The 20,641-nt window shown below is 60.2% G+C and carries 23 protein-coding genes; 17 read left to right on the plus strand and 6 right to left on the minus strand.

All coding sequences use genetic code 11. The features are described from left to right. The first annotated feature begins 129 nt into the window (after positions 1-129). Positions 130-1,302 carry a glycosyltransferase gene (locus AC0L3H_RS01250; protein WP_473584203.1) on the plus strand — a complete coding sequence of 391 codons (1,173 nt, stop codon included), beginning with the start codon at positions 130-132 and terminating at the stop codon, positions 1,300-1,302. A 2-nt stretch (positions 1,303-1,304) separates the two neighbouring features. Beyond that, positions 1,305-2,480 carry a UDP-galactopyranose mutase gene (glf, locus tag AC0L3H_RS01255; protein ID WP_473491519.1) on the plus strand — a complete coding sequence of 392 codons (1,176 nt, stop codon included), beginning with the start codon at positions 1,305-1,307 and terminating at the stop codon, positions 2,478-2,480. An 88-nt stretch (positions 2,481-2,568) separates the two neighbouring features. Here glf and AC0L3H_RS01260 read toward each other — a convergent pair whose 3' ends face one another. After that, positions 2,569-3,786 carry a glycoside hydrolase family 1 protein gene (locus AC0L3H_RS01260; RefSeq protein ID WP_287052254.1) on the minus strand — a complete coding sequence of 406 codons (1,218 nt, stop codon included), beginning with the start codon at positions 3,784-3,786 and terminating at the stop codon, positions 2,569-2,571. 595 nt (positions 3,787-4,381) lie between these two features. Then, positions 4,382-4,882, minus strand: a complete 501-nt coding sequence (locus AC0L3H_RS01265) for a hypothetical protein (protein ID WP_473584204.1) — start codon at positions 4,880-4,882, stop codon at positions 4,382-4,384. Positions 4,883-4,941: 59 nt separating this feature from the next. Here AC0L3H_RS01265 and AC0L3H_RS01270 point away from each other — a divergent pair, with 59 nt between their 5' ends. From AC0L3H_RS01270 to AC0L3H_RS01295, 6 genes are all read left to right on the plus strand, one after another. Then, complete coding sequence (locus AC0L3H_RS01270; protein WP_473584205.1) at positions 4,942-5,874, plus strand: glycoside hydrolase 5 family protein; 933 nt, start codon at positions 4,942-4,944, stop codon at positions 5,872-5,874. 1,662 nt (positions 5,875-7,536) lie between these two features. Next, positions 7,537-7,716 carry a hypothetical protein gene (locus tag AC0L3H_RS01275; RefSeq protein WP_473584206.1) on the plus strand — a complete coding sequence of 60 codons (180 nt, stop codon included), beginning with the start codon at positions 7,537-7,539 and terminating at the stop codon, positions 7,714-7,716. Between the two features lie 462 nt (positions 7,717-8,178). Next, a complete protein-coding gene (locus AC0L3H_RS01280; protein ID WP_473491525.1) occupies positions 8,179-8,682 on the plus strand; it encodes a DUF2243 domain-containing protein in 504 nt (167 codons plus the stop codon). A 114-nt stretch (positions 8,683-8,796) separates the two neighbouring features. Beyond that, a complete protein-coding gene (locus AC0L3H_RS01285; protein WP_473491526.1) occupies positions 8,797-10,194 on the plus strand; it encodes a cytochrome B6 in 1,398 nt (465 codons plus the stop codon). A 46-nt stretch (positions 10,195-10,240) separates the two neighbouring features. Continuing rightward, a complete protein-coding gene (locus tag AC0L3H_RS01290; RefSeq protein WP_473584207.1) occupies positions 10,241-10,861 on the plus strand; it encodes a DUF4142 domain-containing protein in 621 nt (206 codons plus the stop codon). Positions 10,862-11,017: 156 nt separating this feature from the next. After that, positions 11,018-11,512: a hypothetical protein gene (locus AC0L3H_RS01295; RefSeq protein WP_473491530.1), complete on the plus strand. Its 495-nt coding sequence runs from the start codon at positions 11,018-11,020 to the stop codon at positions 11,510-11,512. Positions 11,513-11,583: 71 nt separating this feature from the next. On the opposite strand, the gene AC0L3H_RS01300 is transcribed toward AC0L3H_RS01295, so the two are convergent. Together AC0L3H_RS01300 and AC0L3H_RS01305 are read right to left on the minus strand one after the other, a co-directional pair. Then, entirely contained in the window at positions 11,584-12,276 is a 693-nt protein-coding gene (locus AC0L3H_RS01300; protein ID WP_473584208.1) for a DUF899 domain-containing protein, read from the minus strand. Positions 12,277-12,278: 2 nt separating this feature from the next. Continuing rightward, entirely contained in the window at positions 12,279-12,569 is a 291-nt protein-coding gene (locus AC0L3H_RS01305; protein WP_473491532.1) for a hypothetical protein, read from the minus strand. A gap of 859 nt (positions 12,570-13,428) precedes the next feature. Between AC0L3H_RS01305 and AC0L3H_RS01310 the strand changes: the two genes are divergently transcribed. From AC0L3H_RS01310 to AC0L3H_RS01325, 4 genes are all read left to right on the plus strand, one after another. Continuing rightward, positions 13,429-13,647, plus strand: coding sequence for a hypothetical protein (locus AC0L3H_RS01310; protein ID WP_473491534.1), 219 nt, complete (start codon positions 13,429-13,431; stop codon positions 13,645-13,647). A gap of 148 nt (positions 13,648-13,795) precedes the next feature. Beyond that, positions 13,796-15,082, plus strand: coding sequence for an SDR family oxidoreductase (locus AC0L3H_RS01315; protein ID WP_473584209.1), 1,287 nt, complete (start codon positions 13,796-13,798; stop codon positions 15,080-15,082). Then, entirely contained in the window at positions 15,082-15,555 is a 474-nt protein-coding gene (locus AC0L3H_RS01320; RefSeq protein WP_473584210.1) for a DUF2269 family protein, read from the plus strand. Before AC0L3H_RS01315 ends, AC0L3H_RS01320 begins: the two co-directional genes overlap by 1 nt. A 59-nt stretch (positions 15,556-15,614) precedes the next feature. Continuing rightward, positions 15,615-16,565, plus strand: coding sequence for an NAD(P)/FAD-dependent oxidoreductase (locus AC0L3H_RS01325; protein ID WP_473584211.1), 951 nt, complete (start codon positions 15,615-15,617; stop codon positions 16,563-16,565). Between the two features lie 71 nt (positions 16,566-16,636). Here the strand turns inward: AC0L3H_RS01325 and AC0L3H_RS01330 are convergent, their stop codons facing one another. Continuing rightward, positions 16,637-17,248: a TetR/AcrR family transcriptional regulator gene (locus AC0L3H_RS01330; RefSeq protein WP_473584212.1), complete on the minus strand. Its 612-nt coding sequence runs from the start codon at positions 17,246-17,248 to the stop codon at positions 16,637-16,639. 258 nt (positions 17,249-17,506) lie between these two features. On the opposite strand from AC0L3H_RS01330, the gene AC0L3H_RS01335 reads away from it, so the two are divergent. The 3 genes from AC0L3H_RS01335 (at position 17,507) to AC0L3H_RS01345 (ending at position 18,729) form a co-directional block, all read left to right on the plus strand. Then, positions 17,507-17,968: a GFA family protein gene (locus tag AC0L3H_RS01335; protein WP_091590273.1), complete on the plus strand. Its 462-nt coding sequence runs from the start codon at positions 17,507-17,509 to the stop codon at positions 17,966-17,968. Between the two features lie 19 nt (positions 17,969-17,987). Continuing rightward, positions 17,988-18,125, plus strand: coding sequence for a hypothetical protein (locus AC0L3H_RS01340; RefSeq protein ID WP_473584213.1), 138 nt, complete (start codon positions 17,988-17,990; stop codon positions 18,123-18,125). A 316-nt stretch (positions 18,126-18,441) separates the two neighbouring features. Continuing rightward, positions 18,442-18,729: a GIY-YIG nuclease family protein gene (locus AC0L3H_RS01345; RefSeq protein ID WP_473584214.1), complete on the plus strand. Its 288-nt coding sequence runs from the start codon at positions 18,442-18,444 to the stop codon at positions 18,727-18,729. A gap of 205 nt (positions 18,730-18,934) precedes the next feature. On the opposite strand, the gene AC0L3H_RS01350 is transcribed toward AC0L3H_RS01345, so the two are convergent. Then, positions 18,935-19,252, minus strand: coding sequence for a hypothetical protein (locus AC0L3H_RS01350; protein ID WP_473584215.1), 318 nt, complete (start codon positions 19,250-19,252; stop codon positions 18,935-18,937). Between the two features lie 203 nt (positions 19,253-19,455). Between AC0L3H_RS01350 and AC0L3H_RS01355 the strand changes: the two genes are divergently transcribed. Continuing rightward, entirely contained in the window at positions 19,456-20,277 is an 822-nt protein-coding gene (locus AC0L3H_RS01355; RefSeq protein WP_473519930.1) for an SIR2 family NAD-dependent protein deacylase, read from the plus strand. An 85-nt stretch (positions 20,278-20,362) separates the two neighbouring features. Continuing rightward, positions 20,363-20,611, plus strand: coding sequence for a hypothetical protein (locus AC0L3H_RS01360; protein ID WP_023801331.1), 249 nt, complete (start codon positions 20,363-20,365; stop codon positions 20,609-20,611). Positions 20,612-20,641: the final 30 nt, after the last annotated feature.

Genomic DNA, 20,641 nt, shown 5'->3' on the forward strand with positions numbered 1-20,641 from the left:
GTTCAACTCTGTGGAACAACTTACTTCAATGGAAGTTAGATGTGCGCCTACGGGCCTTAGGTCCAACGAGCCTCGATTAACATATGTTACTTCGAGTGAATAGCGCACTATAACGAAGGGATAACTTGTATGGAAATGGCGGGCGGCAAGCAAATATCACCTAACATACCCGTAAAATCGTCAATATTACTTTGCTTTTCTCACCTAAGATGGAATTTCGTACACCAACGCCCACAGCACATTCTGACGCTCGCTTCAAAACAGCAGCAGCTAATTTACTTTGAGGAACCGGTCTTCGAGGAAAGACACTACCCCTTCATGCGGGTGAATGATGAGACGCCGATGATCCGAACCGTAACCCCGGTTCTTCCGGCCGGGATCTCCGCAACAAAGGCGGACGCCATCCAGCGCAGGTTCGTCGACCAGATCCTCACCTCAGCCCCGCACGACCGGCTTACCGTATGGTATTACACGCCGATGGCGCTGCGTTTCAGCGATCATCTCCGCTGCGACGTGTGCGTCTACGACTGCATGGATGAACTCTCCGCCTTCAAGAACGCGCCGGCAGAGTTGACGCAGATGGAAAAGGCGCTGTTTCAACGCGCCGATGTCGTGTTCACGGGCGGACTGAGCCTGTACGAGGCCAAACGATGCCTCCACAAGTCGATCTTTCCCTTCCCAAGCAGCATCGACGTGGCGCATTTTCACAAGGCAAGACAGCCCGGCGATGACCCTGTAGATCAGGTCGACATACCTCACCCGAGAGTTGGCTTCTTCGGCGTGATCGACGAGCGGCTCGACATCGAGATGATCGCGCAGGCGACTGCGGCAATGTCCGACGTGCATTTCGTCATGCTCGGCCCGGTGGTCAAGATCGACCCGCTAAGCCTGCCGCGCGCAGCTAACTTGCATTGGCTGGGTGCCAAGTCCTACGCCGATCTGCCTCGCTATCTCAGGCACTGGAGCGCCGGTTGGATGCCCTTCGCGCTCAATGAGGCGACACGCTACATCAGCCCGACCAAAACTCCCGAGTTCCTGGCGGCCGGACTGCCGGTGGTGTCCACGGCGATTGTGGATGTCGTGCGCACCTATGGTGCGGAAGGCCTGGTCGATATCGTCGACGCCGAAGATCTCGAACCCAAGCTTCGGTCTGTTTTATCGCGCCCGCGCGACTTCCTGCTGAACAAAGTCGACGCCTACCTCGCCAACATGTCGTGGGAGCGGACGTGGGAGGCAATGGCTGCCCACATCCAGCGCGCCTATGCCATGAAGAGCATTGTGCCGTTGCGCAGGGGAGCCTGACCATGTTCGATTGGCTCATTGTCGGTGCCGGCTTCGCCGGCAGCGTGCTTGCTGAACGCATCGCATCGCAACGGCATGAAAGCGTTCTGCTCATCGACCGTCGAAATCACGTCGGCGGCAACGCTTATGACTGCTATGATGAGGCGGGAATTCTGATCCACCGCTATGGGCCGCATATATTCCACACCAACGCCCGATCGATAATCGACTATCTGTCGCAGTTCACCGAATGGAGGCCTTACGAACATCGCGTACTGGCTTCGGTCGACGGAAAACTGCTGCCGATACCGATAAATCTCGACACCATTAACCGCCTGTACGGCTTTGAATTCAATTCCGAGCAGTTGGAGGAGTTCTTCGTTTCCCGGAGGGAAACGGTCGAAGAAGTTCGCACCGCCGAAGACGTGGTTGTGAGCACGGTCGGCAGGGAACTCTACGAGAAATTCTTTCGCGGCTATACAAGGAAGCAGTGGGGTGTCGATCCGGCCCAGTTGAGCAAGTCGGTGACGGCGCGGGTTCCTACCCGAACCAACCGCGATGACCGCTACTTTGGCGACATCTTCCAGAATATGCCGGCTGGCGGGTATACACGCATGTTCCAGCGCATGCTGGACAAGCCAAAGATCAAGATCATGCTGCAAACCGACTATCGCGAAATTCGCGACACGATCCCCTTTCAGCGCATGATCTACACCGGGCCAATTGATGAATATTTCGATTGGAGCCTTGGTCGTCTGCCTTATCGATCACTGCGGTTCGAGCACGTGACGCTTGACTGCGAGCAGTTTCAACCGGTCGCGGTAGTCAATTATCCGCAGACGAAAAACTATACCCGCATCACCGAGTACAAGCATCTGACCGGCCAGCAGAACCCGAAAACCAGCCTGACCTACGAATATCCAACCGATATCGGAGATCCCTATTACCCGGTGCCACGGGCGGAAAACGAGACGCTGTACAAACGTTACGAAGCACTGGCTGCGGCGTGCCCCGACGTCTGGTTCGTTGGGCGCCTGGCGACGTACCGCTATTACAACATGGATCAGGTCGTCGGTCAGGCCTTGGCGACGTTCGCGCGAATTCAACAAAGCCTGCCGGCGAACGGCGCCGCGCAGATGCCAACGCACCGAGCGATGCTCGGTTCGTCGGGCACGGCTCGCGGCGAACATCAATACTGATCTCGGATAGCGGCAGCCAAGTCAAGTCGCGCCTTGCCGTGATCCGCCGCGAGAAGTGGCCAACGTCACGTCGCGCCTTTTTTAACGGCTACGAAGCCGCGAACAATGCGCGCTGGCGCTCCAATTCATTTGCAACCGGCTGGCGAAGGCTGCGCGAACCGTCGGCATGTATCGTCGAGAACAAGCCGACTTCCGCGTGGCGCGAATTGTCCCAGCCGGGATACGCGGTCACCGGGTAAAGGCATATGCCCTGGACCGGCGTACCAAGGCTCATCGCGTCGCGGACCTCATCGCAGACATAATGGAGCCATGCCGGCCGGCCTGACCCTTCAGCACCCGTCTCGGCGATAAACATAGGTTTCCTGTAGCGCTCAGCGACCTCGACCAACATGTCCGAAAGTGCCCGGTATTCGTGGTGACCCATTGGTATCGTTGGCCCCTGAAAGTACCATTGATTGTGCGGATAAAAGTTGAGCCCGATGACGTCGACACAGTCCTCGCTGCCGCCCAGTTCGGGCTCGGCACGGCCCGTCAGCATGTCATAGGCTTCAAACTGGCCCTGACGAACATTTTCTGCGCGCCGCTGCTCGGCGCGAGTGCGGTCGCGAGGAGCGACGTGGATTAGCGGTTCAGCCCAGATGAACCTGCAATCAGGTTCGGCATCCCGCATGGCTTTGACGCCCGCAACCGCTGCCCTCACAAGCTGCCGCTTGAACCATCCCCGCTTCTTCGGCCCCACGCGCGGGAAATAGCCGACCTCTATCGCCCATGCGAAGAACGAGATTTCATTGATGGGACATACCAGGGGAGCTGTCCCGGCAACGGAGCGGTGAACCCGGACAGCCTCAGCGGCGAATCGCACATAGGCCTCGGTGAAACCTGAGCCACCCTGGTCGACATGATCCGGCGAGCCGTAGTGAAAGATATCCCAGATGACCTGCACCTCGGCGGCCTGAGCTGCTTCGATCATCGATATCCAACCCGACCAATCGAAAACTCCTGACTCTGTTTCAATCAGGTGCCAGCGCAAGCCGTCGCGAATCGTGCGAAGCCCAAGGGCAGCACAACTGCGATAGTCGCCGAGGGCGTGCGTGTCGTGGGCGGTCGCGCGGATCAAATCGAGGCGCACTCCGTCGCCGCGCCGATGCGATGAACACTCGAAACCAGCCATGAAGAAGCTGGCAAACGCGGACCGGTACTCGCCTGGCGAACGCGCCGGATCGCCGCTCATACGCGCGACCCGTCGGTCCAGGCTCGCGCCGACGCTCCCGCCAGGCGACCGGCCATTGCCGGTCTCGACCGCCACAATTTCCTTCGGGCCTCCATCACGGTGGTCCCCTGAGCGGTAAATGCCGTGCAAGCGTAGAATGTTGAGCAAGCAAGCGTGAGGGAGCCGAGTCCAGCTGTTGTCGGTGAGCAGACGTTGACCTCAGGATGGCAGGCCGGCGCTCTGAAGCCGCGCCTCGCCAATCGTTGTCGGGCTGGATGATGGAATCCGAAGAAGGAGAAGATCGCGGGCACGACAACTATGAAACCGATGAGATGAACCGACACGCGCAATCTCCCCCACACTGCCTACCGAACTTGCCTGCGAACGTGAGGTTCCCTTCGGCTGAAGTTTTTCTGGGGAGGCGACCTGTCAACCTGGCATTTCTGCCTTGTCGACGAAGCGACGCACGACAATTCCGCTCCCTCGTCATGTCCGCAGCGGGGGCTCTCACACGGCTATCTGAACCGAGCGTGCGTTCTGCGGCCTGCAACTTCTCTGGTGATCGGGTCGACATCACCGGATCCGCGCCGCTCTTGAGGCGGGGCGCCGCTGCGTCGGGACAGGGCATCGTTGTACCGCAAAATGGGGCGAAAGGATCCAAGCCCGGCGAAACATTTTGCCACCGCGGCAGTTATACTGCTCCGCGGACGAATTCGAGCATGCCTTGAACGATATCAGATTGGCGACACCGCTGGTCGGCGAAGTGGAAGACTCCGCGCCGAGATCGGCTGCGGGCCTGCCTTGGATCAAGGTAGCCGGTTCGTATTTCGTCACCGAGGACGGCGAGGCATGGACGCCGATCGGGCAGAATGATGCGGTAAGCTGGCCCGAACTCAATGGTCTGTTCCGGCGCGCCGATATGGCCGGCGTGGAAGATCATCTCCGTTGGCTGAAGGAAAGCGGCGTCACCTGTCTTAGGCTGATGCTGGAATATGCCCAGGTTCGCCACCGCTACTTCGAGAAGCCGCAGGGCCGCTTCGTGCCGGCGATGGTGGAACTGTGGGACGACCTCTTCCGTCTTTGCGAAAAACAGGGCTTGAGAATCCTGCTCACCCCCTTTGATACGTTCTGGCAGTGGCTGCACTGGCGCCACCATCCCTACAACCACCACAACGGAGGCGTGCTGGACCACCCGTCCCGATTCCTGGTCTGCCCCGATACCCGCCGCGCGACAAGGCGAGGCTGGAATTCGTGGTTCGCAGATGGAGCGGCAGCGGAGCCCTCTTCGCATGGGACCTCTGGAACGAAATCCATCCCGAGCAGGCTCAGGGCAGCGCGGACGGCTTCGGCGCCTTCATCCATGATCTCAGCGATTTTGTGCGCCGCCTGGAAACGTCACTTTACGGCCGCTCTCACCCGCAGACCGTTTCGCTATTCGGACCTGAGCTTCGCTGGCGGCCGCAAATGCCGCTGGCCGCACCGATCTTCCGCCACCCCGACCTCGATTTCGCCTCCCTCCATCTCTACGAGGAGGGCACAATTGACGACCCCAGTGACACGGTGGCGCCGGCGCTTGGCATGGCGCGAATCGTCGGAGAGGCGCTTGGTGAAATTCTTGACGGCCGCCCTTTTCTCGATTCCGAGCACGGCCCGATCCACTCGTTCAAAGACAAGAAGATCACGCTCCCCGAACCTTTCGACGATGAATACTTCCGCCATTTGCAATGGGCTCACCTGGCGGCGGGGGGTGCCGGTGGCGGCATGCGGTGGCCGAACCGCTCCCCGCACGTGCTCACCCCCGGAATGCGGCGGGCGCAGCGTTCGCTGGCCGACTTCCTGCCTCTGATAGATTGGGTTTCGTTCCGGCGTGTCCATCTCGGCGACAAGATGCGGGTTTCCGGTCCAGACATCGCGCCGGTCGCCTGCGGCGACGATTCCCAGGCAGTGGTCTGGCTGGTTCGCAGCGACACGATCGGGCGAAACGGCATGCTGCGTGCCGGCACTGCGCCCATTCCTGCCGTCCTGGAGTTGCCCGGGTTGGCTCGCGGCACCTATCGCGTGATCGCCTGGGACACCGCGGCCGGCAGGCAAACAGCGGAATGGCAGGCGAATTCGGATGGCTGGCTGAAGCTTGATGTGCCGCCGTTCTCCGCAGATGTCGCACTTGCCGTCCGCCGGATTTAGGCAAGCAACTTCGCGCCGATGCCGATTTCAGTGATCTCCCAAGGCCTGGAGTCTCGTGCCGGCAATGCAGCCGGTCGCGAGCAAGGCGTGTTGCAAACGACGGAGTCGTTTAGGCGGTGAGCTCGCCTAATTGTTGCGCCGTGGTTGCGACCTGAGCCACGCGTATCCAAGGCGCAGGTAGGGCAGGGAAAACATGGCCGGGCCCGAAGTTGGGGTGCCAAAGGAGAGAGGGATGGCGACCACGGCGTCGCAGCATCGGCGTTTCCGCGCCCTCCAATATTCACGGCGCAGAAGGTAAGCGCCCGGCACGCTCGAGGCCGCCCGCAACCGCAGGATTTCGGTGACCGCAGCGGCTTCCCTCGGGGTCTTCAGTCTGCGCGGGGCCTTGCGCGGTCAGCCGCCCGCAGTCTGATCTGGTCGGCCAAGTCCTTTCTTTGTAGCGAGTTTTTGCTTTTCTTTCAGCAGCCGAACGATTGCGTCGACGGGCGGCGCAAGGTCGGGCGCCGACTTGCTGTTCGAGCGCCACAAGTATCCAAAGAATGTTCTCAGTATGCGCATTGTCGTTACCTCCTGGACCACCAAACTTGGCTTGGGCGTTGTTGTTCCTGAACGACGGGCCAAGTCCAAAGGCGAACTCACCACGTGGCAAGCAGGCACGGCTGGGGACGGGGTAGGTTCTGGAACTGGTTCCTCCAGAACTCAGCCGTGGTCGCTCCCCGTTGCGGACGCTCGTCCATTCTTCCGACCTGGAATTCGGGGAGACGGTTGAGAGGCTTGGCTGAGTAGACCGAGCAGGCCCTGGCGTGGGCACAGGGCGCGGGGGTGCCGTGGCGAACACCGACAAGCTGAAGGAGTATTCTCATGCCCAGCCTCCTGCAGGAGCCCTAAACAACGGCAAAGTGGTTGAAGCGTTCTACAGGAACGGCCAGCGCTTTGGAGTGGATGTAGCCCCGTGCCGAACGAGGCGGCTGTTTTTTTGCTGTCAGGGTGGAACCCGATCTGGCGACAATAGTTCGGTGCGGCAACAAAGCCCTGTGCTGTAAGATCGGGGAGTACAATGCGGGAAAGACAAGCATTCACCGATAAAGAAAAACAAGACAGAAAGGAACGCACGTCGGATGCTGCACGGGAATTGATCGAGGTCGAGCGCGCGGCACGAGATGCAAAGACGGCTCGGCTCCGGGAACAACGACTGAGGACTGAAACGGCTCTTCCTGGGGCACCGGCACCGAAACCGAAGAGGAATTGGAAGACCAAGAAGTCGTACTAGGCACACTGCACCTGGCGCTCTCTAATTTTCCGTGGCCGTCTCAAGGCGCAGTTTAGTTGGAGTAACTGGTTTTGCTCGCGCCAACGTCGCGTAGATAGCGCGAGCTTTAGCGGGCTACCAGAATCCTTAGGTCCGCTCGCCGAACTCTCTCCCGTTTCCAGGCGTCGGACGACGATCGTCGGGTGGAATCTGGATGACCTCCGCTTCGGTGCGGCCGAACTCACGGCCAATTTGAAATGCCGCGTACAGCGCGCCAAGACTGATTAAGAATCGAAGCATTGAGATCTCCTTCGGCGGTAGAACTACATGGCCGGCAGTTAGTTCCACAGGTTACGGAACCACAACGCTCAACATTCGTTGCCACTGACCTGGGCCAAGGAGGACGCAAACAGATGGCGGTCAAGAGGACGAGCGACGCGAGCCGAGTTAAGAAGGGTGCAGAACTAGAAGTTGAGCACCTCGCGGAAGTGACAGACGTGACGCCCAAACAAGCGCGGGCATTGCTTCGCAAGCACGGCGCAGACTGGCAGCGGCTGAAGGACGAAGCTGAAGATTTGAAGAAAGATGACTAGTGGGGTCGATCTTCGGCGCCATTCAGAAGTAGCCCCGCCTGATTGGGACCTACTTGCGCACAAGCCAGTCCGGCGCATCCGAATCGACATGCTCGTGGTCGGTCAACTCACTCACGAGTAGTTTGGCGTGTGACCGCCATCGCCTCATATTGTCAGCTAGTCAGCAGCGATCAGCCGTCGTAGCGAGCGCTTGATGTCGCCGCGCGTCCAGCCGGCGCCAAGCATTCAGTCGACGATCCGCGCCGATGTCGATTTCAGTGATCTCCTAAGGCCCGGAGTCTCGTGCCGGCGATGCAGCCTGTCGCAAGCAAGGCGTGTTGCAATCGCCGGAGTCGTTTAGGCGGTGAGCTGGCGCTTGATTGTTGCGCCGTGGTTGCGACCTGAGGCACGCGTGTTCAAGGGGCAGGTAGGGCAGGGAACACATGGCCTGGCCCGAAGTTAGGCCGCTAAAGGAGAAGGGGGATGGAGACCACGGCTTCGCAGCATCGCCGCTTTCCAGCGTCCGCAGGTATTCTGCTGGGGCTTGGCCTGGGCGGGTTCTTCGATGGAATCGTGCTGCACCAGTTGCTCCAGTGGCATCATATGGTGACCAGCGCCGGCTATCCCTCCGACAGTGTTGAGAACCTTAGGTTCAACACGCTTCTCGATGGCCTGTTCCACGCCGGCACATACATCTTCGTCGTGCTTGGTTTGGCCGTGCTCTGGCGCACCGCTCACAAATCTCATCTCTGGTGGTCGGGAAAGATGTTGCTTGGGACGATGCTCATGGGCTTCGGGATATTCAACCTGGTCGAAGGGTTGATCAATCACCAGCTTCTCGGCATCCACCATGTCAACGAAACCGTTCCGCAGGACCAGTGGATCTACTGGGACATCGGGTTCCTGGTTTGGGGTGCGTTGATGCTGATCGGCGGCCTGGCGCTGGCAAAGCGGGGCAAACGGGAGTCGCCAGGCGAGCCTCGCTAGTCTGGGCGCCGGCACTGTCCGCATACAACGAACGGTCGATCCCGGTTGCGCCGCTCGCGGCGGGAACAAATCACGCGCAGCGCGGTTCGGAGCACTTCAGCCATGGAGGGAAAAATGCGCAGAGTGTTGAATGCAGGCATTCCATGCGCTCTTGTCGTTGTTGCCGCCAGCCTCAGCGCACTGTCGGATCCACTGCCGCCCGATACAACCTACCGACCATTGCCCGCTCGTCCATTTTCCGCCGTCAAGGCTGATGACGAAGCGCAGAAGCCGCGCGTCATGGCGCGCCAGCGGGCTTTGCTGGAGGAGCGGTACGACCTGTCGGATCGCCCCATGTCAGGCACAATGATGTCGGGCGGGACAAAACCTGTCCAGGACGGCGTCCGGGTCAAGCTGGCGAATGGCCAGACCTGGCAGGGCCTGTCGGAGATGAGCCCTGGCGAGATACGTGACCGCAACCTGCTGCCCAATGGTCTTCTGCCGCTGCCCCATGTCAAACAGGCGACCGGAGGACAGGTTTTTCCGGAACAGGAAATTCGTGAGATCGGCCGGCAGGAGGGGCGCGATCTCCGACGCTTCGACGTCGATTTCGATCTTCCCGATCACCTTACGCCAGAGTTCCCGTCACCGATATTCCTGACTACCCATCCGGAACTGGGCGATGTTTCCCGGGGCGAGTTGCTGACGATCCGCAACTACTATGAAATCATGAATGGCATCATCACGCCGGTTCAGATGGAAGGGCTGCGGCTACTCCTGACGCCGTTCCCGCAGGAGGAATTCAATCAGACCGAGGACCGCAAGGTGGCGGCGCAGAGTCTGGGCGTAACCTGCCTCGATTGCCATGCCAACTTCAACACCAATGCTGCCTTTCATCTGACGCCCGATGTCAGGCCGCAGGCCGCGCGCTTCCGTCTCGACACGACTAGCCTGCGCGGTCTGTTCAACCAGCAGATCCATGGGTCGAAACGGTCGCTGCGCTCGGTCGAGGATTTTACCGAATTCGAGCAGCGCACCGCATACTTCAACGGCGATCATGTCAGCGCTACCAGGAAGGGCGTCAACCTGCCCGATCGCACAAACCAGGTGGCGATGATGGCGCAGATGCAGAACATCATCGATTTTCCGCCGGCGCCGAAGCTCGACCCGTTCGGACGGCTCGACCCCGCCTTGGCCAGCGAGCAGGAACTGGCAGGCGAGCGCGTGTTCATGGGCAAGGGCCGCTGCGCACAATGCCATGTCCCGCAAACGTCGTTCATGGACAACAACATGCACGATCTGAAGCTGGAGCGCTTCTATAAGCCGGGGCAGACCTTCAACGACATGGTGGAATTGCCGGACGGGCCGATCAAGACGTTTACGCTGCGCGGCATAAGGGACACGCCGCCCTATCTGCATGACGGCCGTCTGATGACGCTCGCCGATACGGTCGAGTTTTTCAACCTGGTGCTCGGCACCAAGCTCACCCAGGACGAAAAGAACGACCTCGTTGCCTATATGCTCGCGCTTTGACCGCGGCAGGCCGACCGATCCCGGCGCATCTTCGAAGGAGGTTCTCATGCGTGTTTTTGCAACTGTGTTGGGATTGGTGGTGCTTTCCGCATCGCCTCTCTCGGTATCGCCGCTTTTGGCCCAGATCGGAAACCCGGCCGGCATGGCTCCGGATACCAGGATGGAGGCGCCGGGACGGCCGGCGCCTCATCAGACCAACTACCAGGACCGGCTGTTCGCGCAGCTCGCCGCCGCCGGCGGCGCAGCCGAGGTCGAATTCGGCAAGCTCGCGAAAAAGTCCGGCAACTCCGCCGTCACCGCATTTGCCGGCCGGATGGTCGACGACCACTCGGCGGCGAACGCGAGACTGAAATCTCTCGCTGAGACCAATAAGATCCCGCTGCCGGAAGGGCTCGACGAGGAGCACGAGCGGCAGCGGGCCGCGCTTGAAAAGCTCGACGGGGCGAAATTTGATATGGCCTATATCAGCGGGCAGATCACCGATCACCAGAAGACGGTGCAGCTGCTTGAATGGGAGATAGGATCTGGACAGGACGCCGGCCTTCAGCATTTCGCCTCCGAGACTTTGCCGACGGTGCTCGAGCATCTGCAACTGGCGCGCGACATCAAGGCGGAACTGGCAAGCCAAGCGATCGCCGACTCCGCCGCTGCGCCGACTAAGCAGTAGCCCGCCGGCGGCAACATCACTTTTTCCTGCATTGTCCCTCGGCCAGTCTCGTCGCGTTTCCTTGCAGCTAGTGGCCGTCCACGATCTCGCGCGCAGCGGCAGTCCGGAACAATCGCGCCAGACTGCCGTTTGGCAGTATCATCGTGGGAGGAGGTGTTGCAGCGGATCGTATCAGGAGCTCTGGCGGGATTTGCGGCCACGCTGGCGATGACCATCGCCATGCGGCGCCTTCATCCGTTGCTTGACAACCGGGACCGTTATCCTTTGCCACCGCGCGAGATCGTCGAGCGCGTTGCCACCGCCGGTGACGAGCAGGGCGCGCGAACCAGCACGCTGCTTGCCCATTTCGGCTTTGGAGCCCTGACCGGCTCGATTTTCGCGCTTCTGCCCACGCGCCGTGGCAACGGCATCCTTTATGGCCTGGGCGTGTGGGCGCTCAGCTATCTCGGATGGATTCCCGCTGCCCATATCCTCGCGCCAGCCTGGCGGCACCCCTTCTACCGAAATGTTCTGATGCTGGCCGTCCATGTCGTCTGGGGCGCGACCCTCTCCAGGTCTCTGAGCGAGCTCGAAGCCGCAAGCGCCGAAGTGTTTGGTCGGCCCGCCGGCCCAAGGGCGGCGATATCGGAAATTCGTGAGGAGCCAGGCTGATGGCTCCAGGGCAGCGGCTTGTAGATGCGACGGATATATTTCTCGTTTTCCGTCCGGGCTCATTCGCGGGCCTACGCGTAGCGGTCGTGGCGGCGCACCCAGTCCATTCCCTCAGCTTCGTTGCGCCCCTTTGGCATCAGGTCGAGCATGGCGTAGGTGCCCATCATCACCTCTACACCGCGGCCGAAGGTGGTGTACGTGTGAAAGACGGTGCCAGCCTCATCCTTGTAGAAGGCGCTCAGACCAGGCCATTCCTCGCCGGTTTCCCGCCATTCGCCGTAGTTGTAGTCGATGTGCCCGGTGGCGACCTCTTCGGGCGTGAAACTGACCCGGAAATCGTAGTTGAACGGACTGCCGTTCGAGGACACCCATCGGAACTGCCAGCCCATACGTCTGCGGTAGCGCTCAATATCGGCAAGCGGCGCGCGCGAGACGGCGATCATGGTTACATCGTGATGCGCCAGATGCTTGTTCATGCCGTCGGTGTGATCAGCCATGAACGAGCAACTCGGGCAGCCTTCCTTCCATCCCGGTGCGAACATGAAATGTTGCACGAGAAGTTGCGAGCGGCCGTCGAAGAGATCGGCGAGCGCACGCGGACCATCCGGCGTGTCAAACACGTATTCCTTGTCGATACGCACCCAGGGCAAGGCGAGCCGCTCGCGTGCGACCTTGTCGCGAAGCTGCGTGAGTTCCTTCTCCGCTCGCAGGAGGTCCCGGCGGGCGGTCAGCCAGTTATCGCGTGAAACAACAGCGTGTTGCATTGTCAGTCTCCTTGGGTTTGGGCGACGGAAGTGTTGCAGTGCTGCGAACGGGCGGAAAAGAGCTTCAGCCACGGCGATACGTGAAAGAGGCTCATCAGCAGGTACATCAGGGCCATGTCGTTGATCGGCATGAAAGGCGGGGCGGCAGAGCACATGGTCATGCTCGAGCCGACAGTAGAAATCCAGGCCATCAGTGCAAAGGTCGGTGCGGCGGCGAGCCCGAGCCAGCGGGCAAAACCGACCGCCTGCCCGAGCAACGAAGTGGCTTTCTCTTTTGCTGCAAACATCGTCATTTCCGGTCCTGCGGTCGAATTCGCCGTTTCCACGGTTTCGATAAAAAGACGCTATCTCGGGCAGCCGGAGAGGTGAGAGTTACAAGTGTGACGGGATTTCAATGTGGGGCTGCAAACGGACCTGCAGCAATCGCCTACCGCAATAATCGGGAGCGCGCATTTAGCCCTCAATCCAACGCATTCTCACCGCGTCCTGGCCGACACGGAAACGAATGAGACAACTCCCGGTTGTTGGCAGGGTTGACCCAATGCGGTCATTCAGCGCGAGCGTCGCTTGCTGGAACTGCGTCAGTCGGTCGGAGGCCAATGGTGTTTTTAATGGAACGCTAATATATATGACGCTCAAACGAGCAGCGCCTGCCAAATACCTGGGGGAACGCCATGCGAAGCCTCGTCTTCACGATGTGTATCGCCACCGCAACTGCCGCCAGCGCCCATGATTGGTACGAGGACAGGATTGACCCACTGACGAAATTCAAGTGTTGCGGTGGCTCTGATTGCCGCGCCATACCTCGGTCGTCGGTACGGTCCAGGATAGACGGTGGGTACACTTACTTGCCGCATAATTTCAACATCCCACGGGACCGTGTGCAGGAATCGCCGGACGGCCAATACCACATCTGCGAGAGTACCTACGTCGTCACTAATCAGCTGTATTGGCGTTGCTTTTTCGCACCTCGCGCAAATGTCTCTCTAATTCTCCCACATTAAGATACTGCCTGAATTCCTTGCCGCCCGGACAAGTGGAGCTGGACCAGTCCCAGCGCTTCGGCCGGAGAAGCAGCTGTTGTGATCGATCATCCGGGGAACATTTTCGTCAACCTTCTATTAAGCAGAGAAGCTGGTTTGGAGCAGATCAATGGGCATTTTTTCCGACCTTGATAAGAAATTGACGGAGAATCTCTACGCGCACGGCAACGACCTCGTCGATCCTGCTGCGGATCTTCCCGAGAGCGTCGAGGAACGGGTCGAACTCTTGATGCCGTTCGTTCAGCCCGAGGCTCGCGAGTTGGTCCGCTCGCAAATCCTTGGTCTCATTCATGAGTACATGAATGAGGATTCCGCCCCATCGCGTTAGAGACCGTGGTCATGCGGCCATCAGCAACCCTGAGCAACTCGCCGAAAGACGTGTGCTTTCGCAGCGCCGGAAAAACATCGATGATATGGAAGAGATACGCGCCGAATAGAACGGCGACGATCTCGTGGCTGCCGGAGATCGGGGTCCGATGAGAATTCTCGTTGTTGGAGCCACCGGCTTGATCGGCGCTTCGATCTGCGCCCGCCTCGTCTCCGAAGGACATGAGGTGGTCGGCATCGCGCGTAGCCCTCGGGCAAATGCCGCCCGTGATTACCAGACATTGGTGCTGGATATGGCAGCCGCGCTACGCCCTGAAGATTGGCTGCCGTATCTGACTGGCGTCGATGCCGTGGTGAACTGTGCCGGCGTTCTGCAGGACAGCCCGCGCGAAAAGACCGGGCAAGTCCATCGCGATGCGGCGGCGGCTCTTTTTCTCGCCTGCGCGCGGGCCGGCGTTGCCAAGGTGATCCACTTCTCGGCAATGGGAGTGGATCGGGCACAGCCTTCGTCGTTCTCGGCGACGAAATATGCCGGCGATCAGGCGCTGATGGCGCTTGACCTGGACTGGATAATCCTTCGCCCTTCGGTGGTGCTCGGCCGGCCCGTGTTTGGGGCCAGTGCATTGTTTCGCGGCTTGGCCTCGCTGCCGGTCCTGCCGTCAATGCCAGATACCGGCCGGCTACAGGTCGTGCAGCTCGAGGATGTAGTCTCGACGGTGCTCTTCTTTCTCAATCCCGGCAGCCCGTCTCGTCTGGCGCTGGAACTCGCCGGTCCCGAACATCTGACCATGGATGAGATCGTCGGTACTTTCCGCCGCTGGCTCGGCTGGGCTCCTGCAGCCAGGCTGGTCTTGCCGGGCTGGGGTGCGCGGCTTCTCTATCGCCTCGGCGATTTTGCCGCGATGCTCGGCTGGCGGCCCCCAATGCGCACCAATGCCGCCAGGGAGATCGCACGGGGGGCGCTCGGAGATCCCTCGGACTGGATTTCCCTGACCGGCATACAGCCACAAAGCCTGGCGCAGTTCCTCGCGCTCAATCCTGCGACGGTGCAGGAAAAATGGTTTGCCGGGCTTTATGTTATCAAGCCGGCAATCTACGTCGTGCTGCCGTTCTTCTGGATCACGACAGGGATTGTGTCGCTTACCACTGGCTACGGCAACGGCATCGACCTCATGCAAAGCACGGGGGCTGGCATGTTGTCGGCGCCTGCCGTGATCGCCGGCGCTCTTGCCGACATCGTCGTCGGCGCACTCATAGCCTGGCGGCCAACGGCGCGAAAAGGTCTCTACGCCGGCATCGCGCTGTCGCTGTTCTATCTGGCCGTTGGCACGTTCCTGCGCCCGGACCTGTGGAACGAACCACTTGGGCCATTCCTGAAGGTCTTGCCGATCATCGTCCTTCACTTCGTTGCCTTGGCGATCCTGGAGGAGCGCTGATGCTCTATTTCGTGCTGAAGTTCCTGCACGTCATCGGTGCCAGCGTGCTGCTTGGCACCGGGGCCGGCATCGCCTTCTTCATGCTTCTCGCCCACAGGACCGGCAACGCGGCAACAATTGCGGCAGTGGCGCGCATCGTGGTGGTCGCCGACTTTCTCTTCACGGCAACTGCCGTCGTGGCGCAGCCGATAACCGGCGTCGCGCTCGCCTGGCTGGCGGGCTACTCGCTCTCCGAAGGCTGGATCGTGCTGTCCATCGCGCTCTATATCGTCACCGGTGTGTTCTGGCTACCGGTGGTATGGATGCAGATGGAAATGCGCAATCTGGCGTCCGAATCCGCCAAAACGGGGACCCCGCTGCCGGCCCGGTATATCAGGCTTTTCCGGCTGTGGTTCGCCTTCGGCTTTCCCGCCTTTGCTGCCGTCCTCGGGATTTTCTGGCTGATGATCGCGCGGCCGACGATCGAGTGGTGACGCCTTGCCGCGACAGATGTCGTCGCTTGGATTTCGGCGCTGGAACATCTTTGCCATGAATGCGTTCGGCGCGGATGGATCAACCCGTGCGCAAACGCCGACATTCAGCCTCGTCCGCGACCGAAGCGGATGTTCTCATTGTTGGCGGTGGACCGGCGGGGCTGGCGGCTGCTACCTATCTCGGCAGGTTCCGTCATCGGGTCGTCGTGGTCGACGCGGGTGAACCGCGCGCGAGCCTGATTGCGGAAAGCCGCAACTGTCCGGGATTTCCGGAAGGCATCAGCGGCCCCGATCTTCTGCAGCGGCTTCGTTCCCAGGCCGCCAAGTTCGGAGCGACACTGATCCAGGATCACGCGTCATCGGTCGAGCCGACCGTAGGCGGGTTCGGCGCCGAAACCAACGGCGGGCGGATCGTCGCCCGCAAGGTATTCCTGGCGACAGGTATCGTCGATGTCGTGCCTGCAATTCCGCGTCTGCGCGAGGCCATCGCCAAAGGCAGCGTACGCCTTTGCCCGGTTTGTGACGGCTACGAAGTCATAGATCGTCAGGTCGCGGTCATCGGTCACGAGGCGCAGGTGCTGCGAGAGGCCCTGTTCCTCAAGCAGTATACGCAGCATGTCACAATGCTCGCACGCTATCTTCCCGATTTTTCCGCCAGCACACGGCGCGTGGCCATGGAAGAGAACATTGCTATTTGCGACGCATTCAAAAAGTTTGTTCCCACCGACAGCGGCTACCAGACCATCCTCAAGGACGGCGAGGTGCGCCATTTCGACGTCATCTATCCGGCGATGGGATGCCAGGTGCGTTCCGACCTTGCGCTGGCAATGGGCGTCAAATGCTGCGACGAGGGCTATGTCATCGTCGACAAGCATCAGCGGACTTCGGTCGAGGGGGTGTATGCCATCGGCGACCTGGTCAAGGCTCTGAACCAGATCGCAGTCGCCTTCGGCCAGGCTGCTATCGCTGCGACAGATGTTCACAATGACCTGGCCCTCGGCTACGAATAAGGCCCCTGAACATTAAGGGGCACAGATACGGTAGGGGGATCGTAGGGCGGACGGGATGGCGCCAGTTAATGTCATGTTGCTGGGTTCGCCAGCCCTTCCAACAGTGTGCTCAAGGCCGCATCCAAGGGGGCCGATCCCACCTTCTCGGGCACCAGGAGTCCATCGATCGCAAGCATGGTCATGCCGTGGATGAGCCCCCAGGCGGCTGCCGCCTGACCTTCTATCGGCCGCTTGCGAATGCTCCCCGCGGCCTGGCCGCGCCGGAGGATTTCGAGGAGAACGTCGAATACCGCCAGCGCCCGCTCATTGAGATGCATTCCCACCGCTTTTCCCTCCTCCGCGCTAAACATCAGGCGGTAGAGAGCCGGGTTGTCCGTTCCGAACGCGACGTAGGCTCGAGCTATCGGAGTAACTTCCTCGCGCAGAGTTTTCGGCGCTTCAGACTTCGCTGCTGATAGGGACACGCGCAGCCGGTCGAACCCAATCATAGCGATCTCCGCAAGCAGCGCGGCCTTATCGGGGAAGTGCTTGTACGGTGCCGCGTGGCTTACTCCAGCCCGGCGGGCGACTTCCCGCAGCGTGAACTGCCAGCCCTTCTCCTCCCGAAGCATATCCCACGCCGTCTCGATAACGGCACGGCGGAGATCACCGTGGTGATAGGGGCGGCTGGGTACGTCCTGCATGGCACCTCAAAGTTTCTTGTGAATACATTGTTGACAGTGGCTACTTAAGGGGCTACATCAAGGGCGTAAGTTTCTCCTGTCTACATCGGAGTGGACCATGAGCGCAATCGCAAAAATCAAAGGAATCTATGAGCGGGGCCGTTGGAACCTCTCCAACCTTCTGCGCGCGCCCTTCAGACAGCCAATCGATACCATCTTCAACATGATGCTCCGGTGACCAGCATGCCGTCATCAAATCGAGCTCAGGAGCATCAGCACATGACGACCGACCCATTGTTGCCACTGCACGGCTCCTGCGAATGCGGCGCTTGCTCGTTCGAGGTGCGTACTGCCCCGAAGGGTAGATTCCGGTGCCACTGCCTGATTTGCCAGGCGTTCAACGGCAAACCGTTTGCGGACGTGGCTGCCGTTCGCGCCAAGGGTGTCGTGCTGAAAAACGCCGGCAATATTTCATTCAAGAAATACCGTCCGCCGCCGAACTTCAATCGCGGGGCCTGCCGGACCTGCGGCAAGCCGGTTGTGGAGGTTGCGGGCTTTGGGCCGTTCAAGACGATGTTCATCCCGGCCAGCAATTTCGAGCCCGGGGCCCGGCTGCCGCCGGTTCGGATGGATATATTCTATCACCGTCGTGTGCTGGACATGCCCGGCAGCCTGCCCAAGTACAGCGGCTATTACCCGAGCCTTTTGGCAGTCGGGAAAATGATCATGAGTGGCTTGTGAATTGGTGAGTTGATTTTGTTTGGGTGCCATCGACGTGATGGCCTCGGCGCTGTTCGGCATCTACCTGCCGTCATGCGGCAACATCGGCTCGATCTTCGGCGAGATCGGCCAGGTTCATCACGGCGCTCACCGAACTGAACTATACTTTTGGGCGTGACATGGCGGCGCGGGGATCCGGCCAGATCCTTACGGAAGTTACGGGGGATGGCTCACGTATATCTGTGCCCGGAAACGTACCTCGCTAGCGGGCCGATCGGCAGCGAACATAGACACTCCCCGCAAACGGGCCGATCTCAGGGCAGCGCGCACTTTCGAGATTAGCCGGAGCATCCCTCCACTTCGTCATCCTAGGTCGAAGCAAGGAGCGAAGCGACGCGGCGAAGAACCTAGGATCCATTCCGTGACATCAGCCGAAGAATGCAGCGGCTCTGAATGGCACTTGTATCCGCAACGGTGGCAGTTACCCTTCCACCATGACCGGCTATGCCTATATGACCGCGAGCCAGAAGCGCGGCACGATCTACATCGGTGTCACCAACGATCTCGGACGCCGTATGCCGGAGCACAGATCCGGCCAGGGCTCGCGCTTCACCAGCCGCTACGGCGTGCAGCGTCTGGTCTGGTACGAAGAATATTTCGACATTCGTGATGCCATCCAGCGCGAGAAGTCGCCGAAGCGCTGGCCGCGCCAGTGGAAGATAGAGTTGATTGAGAAGACCAATCCGGAGTGGTTCGAGCTTTTTCGCGGGACCGGATGGTAGCATTCGGTTCTGCTCCGCTGCATTCTTCGGCGGATGTCACGGCATGGATCCTAGGTTCTGCGCCGCGTCGCTTCGCTCCTTGCTTCGACCTAGGATGACGAAGGCGTGGGTGGCTTACGGCTAATCGCAGACGTTGGAGATTGGCGGTTGCAGACCGGTCGTCAGCGGCCGTCAGTCAAAGAACCAAATCCTCTGTGCAGAGGAACTAGCGCAGCATGGCTGCCAGCACGAAGGCCGCGGCCGCTACGAGAACGACTGCGGCAATCACCAGCACCGGCCAGTTCTTGCCAGGCTGAAGACCAGGCTCGCTTGCTGCCGGCCGCATCGCATCGCCGAAGCTTGCTTCATTCGTGAACTCAGGCTGTCGCCGTGGACGAGCCTCGGCGACAGGATTTGGCATACCGGCCGCTTCGGCGTCGGTCTTTTCAGGTGCCGCGGCAGGGTCGAACCCCGGGGTCTTGTCCTGTGTCGCCCCGGCCTGAATATCGCCTCTCGCTTTGGTCTGATGTCGTCGGACGGCCATCATGGTCTCTCCCCTGACACCAAACTTCGATCTGGCTCAGCGGTTCCAGTCTGCGCCGCATTTGCTGAACACACCCGATTTTCCCGAACAGACCCGGTTTCTGAACAGACCCGGTTTCTGAACAGGTTTGGCGGTGATCCGGCTTCTCCGGAACAGAGGGCGCCGTTCGCAGTTGTGTTGGATCATCGCCTGGTGAGTTGGCCATGCCGTCTGCACTTGAGCAACTGGCTCAATCCGTGAAAGAGCGACGAGCGATCTTGTTCGTTGGGGCGGGGGTGTCGATGAGCGTCGGCCTGCCATCCTGGGAGAAGCTCATCGAGCATATGGTGGATGAACTCGGCCTCGATCGAGACGTGGTCGACAGGCCTGAGTCCAGTTACCAGGCTCTTGCCGAATATTACCGGCTGAAGCATGGCAGTCTCGGCCCCTTGCGCAGCTGGATGGATCGCGAATGGAGCGTCTCGCGGGAAAAAGTCAAGGGATCGGCGATCCACAAGCTGATCGTGTCACTCGATTTTCCAATCATCTACACCACCAACTATGATCGAAACCTTGAGGTTGCGTTCGAAGTCCACGACCGCGCGTTCGTGAAAGTGGCCAATGCCAAGGATATCCCCAAGGTGAACGGCGAGGTTACCCAGATCATCAAATACCACGGCGATTTCGACGACGACGCGTCTCTCGTCCTGGCGGAGTCCGACTATTTCGAGCGGCTGTCGTTCGAGTCGCCGTTGGATGTGAAGTTTCGCGCCGACGCACTGGGGCGCACTGTCCTGTTCATCGGCTACAGCATGTCCGACATGAACATCCGTCTGTTGCTGTATCGGCTTTGGGAAACCTGGCGCCGGTCCGGTTATGAAAAGAATCGTCCGAAATCATTCGTCTTCATGCCGCAACCGAGCGTCGTCCAGGAAGCGGTTCTCGGACGCTGGGGCATCGACATGCTGACCGAGGAGGCCGATCGGCCGGAGGATGCTCTGGTGGCATTCCTGAGCAAGCTCAGAGATGCGATAGACCAGGTTTAGTGCGTATGCGTTCGGCCGGCCGGGAACATTGTAGATCGTTGCGACGTTCATAGCTGCGAAGGGATGCTGTTTGCGGAGGCCTATGATGGGCCAGTTCCAAATGATCGATCTCGTTTCCGTCATCGACGCCTGCACCACCGACCGCGCCGCAGGGCGATTGGTGTCGATGGCCAAAGCCGTCGAAGAGTTGCGGGTGCTGACCGGTGATTTCATCTCGCCGGACGAAATCGTGGCCAACGCACTGTCGCCGGTGGCGTGGGCGCGCGGCTGCGCGGTTCTGTTCGACGAGCAGCCGGGCGCCGACATCCTGCACGCGCCATGGCAGGACGCCTGACCGGCGCAGGACGCCTGAGCGTCGCCGAAA

This window comes from Mesorhizobium sp. WSM4816, from assembly GCF_055811535.1.

Bases quoted from the DNA above. Each gene is read 5' to 3' on its own strand.
- AC0L3H_RS01250 (WP_473584203.1), top strand. From the start codon at position 130: ATGGAAATGGCGGGCGGCAAGCAAATATCACCTAACATACCCGTAAAA.
- glf (WP_473491519.1), top strand. From the start codon at position 1,305: ATGTTCGATTGGCTCATTGTCGGTGCCGGCTTCGCCGGCAGCGTGCTT.
- AC0L3H_RS01275 (WP_473584206.1), top strand. From the start codon at position 7,537: ATGGCGGTCAAGAGGACGAGCGACGCGAGCCGAGTTAAGAAGGGTGCA.
- AC0L3H_RS01280 (WP_473491525.1), top strand. From the start codon at position 8,179: ATGGAGACCACGGCTTCGCAGCATCGCCGCTTTCCAGCGTCCGCAGGT.
- AC0L3H_RS01285 (WP_473491526.1), top strand. From the start codon at position 8,797: ATGCGCAGAGTGTTGAATGCAGGCATTCCATGCGCTCTTGTCGTTGTT.
- AC0L3H_RS01290 (WP_473584207.1), top strand. From the start codon at position 10,241: ATGCGTGTTTTTGCAACTGTGTTGGGATTGGTGGTGCTTTCCGCATCG.
- AC0L3H_RS01300 (WP_473584208.1), bottom strand. From the start codon at position 12,276: ATGCAACACGCTGTTGTTTCACGCGATAACTGGCTGACCGCCCGCCGG.
- AC0L3H_RS01305 (WP_473491532.1), bottom strand. From the start codon at position 12,569: ATGACGATGTTTGCAGCAAAAGAGAAAGCCACTTCGTTGCTCGGGCAG.
- AC0L3H_RS01310 (WP_473491534.1), top strand. From the start codon at position 13,429: ATGGGCATTTTTTCCGACCTTGATAAGAAATTGACGGAGAATCTCTAC.
- AC0L3H_RS01315 (WP_473584209.1), top strand. From the start codon at position 13,796: ATGAGAATTCTCGTTGTTGGAGCCACCGGCTTGATCGGCGCTTCGATC.
- AC0L3H_RS01320 (WP_473584210.1), top strand. From the start codon at position 15,082: ATGCTCTATTTCGTGCTGAAGTTCCTGCACGTCATCGGTGCCAGCGTG.
- AC0L3H_RS01325 (WP_473584211.1), top strand. From the start codon at position 15,615: ATGCGTTCGGCGCGGATGGATCAACCCGTGCGCAAACGCCGACATTCA.
- AC0L3H_RS01330 (WP_473584212.1), bottom strand. From the start codon at position 17,248: ATGCAGGACGTACCCAGCCGCCCCTATCACCACGGTGATCTCCGCCGT.
- AC0L3H_RS01335 (WP_091590273.1), top strand. From the start codon at position 17,507: ATGACGACCGACCCATTGTTGCCACTGCACGGCTCCTGCGAATGCGGC.
- AC0L3H_RS01345 (WP_473584214.1), top strand. From the start codon at position 18,442: ATGACCGGCTATGCCTATATGACCGCGAGCCAGAAGCGCGGCACGATC.
- AC0L3H_RS01350 (WP_473584215.1), bottom strand. From the start codon at position 19,252: ATGGCCGTCCGACGACATCAGACCAAAGCGAGAGGCGATATTCAGGCC.
- AC0L3H_RS01355 (WP_473519930.1), top strand. From the start codon at position 19,456: ATGCCGTCTGCACTTGAGCAACTGGCTCAATCCGTGAAAGAGCGACGA.
- AC0L3H_RS01360 (WP_023801331.1), top strand. From the start codon at position 20,363: ATGGGCCAGTTCCAAATGATCGATCTCGTTTCCGTCATCGACGCCTGC.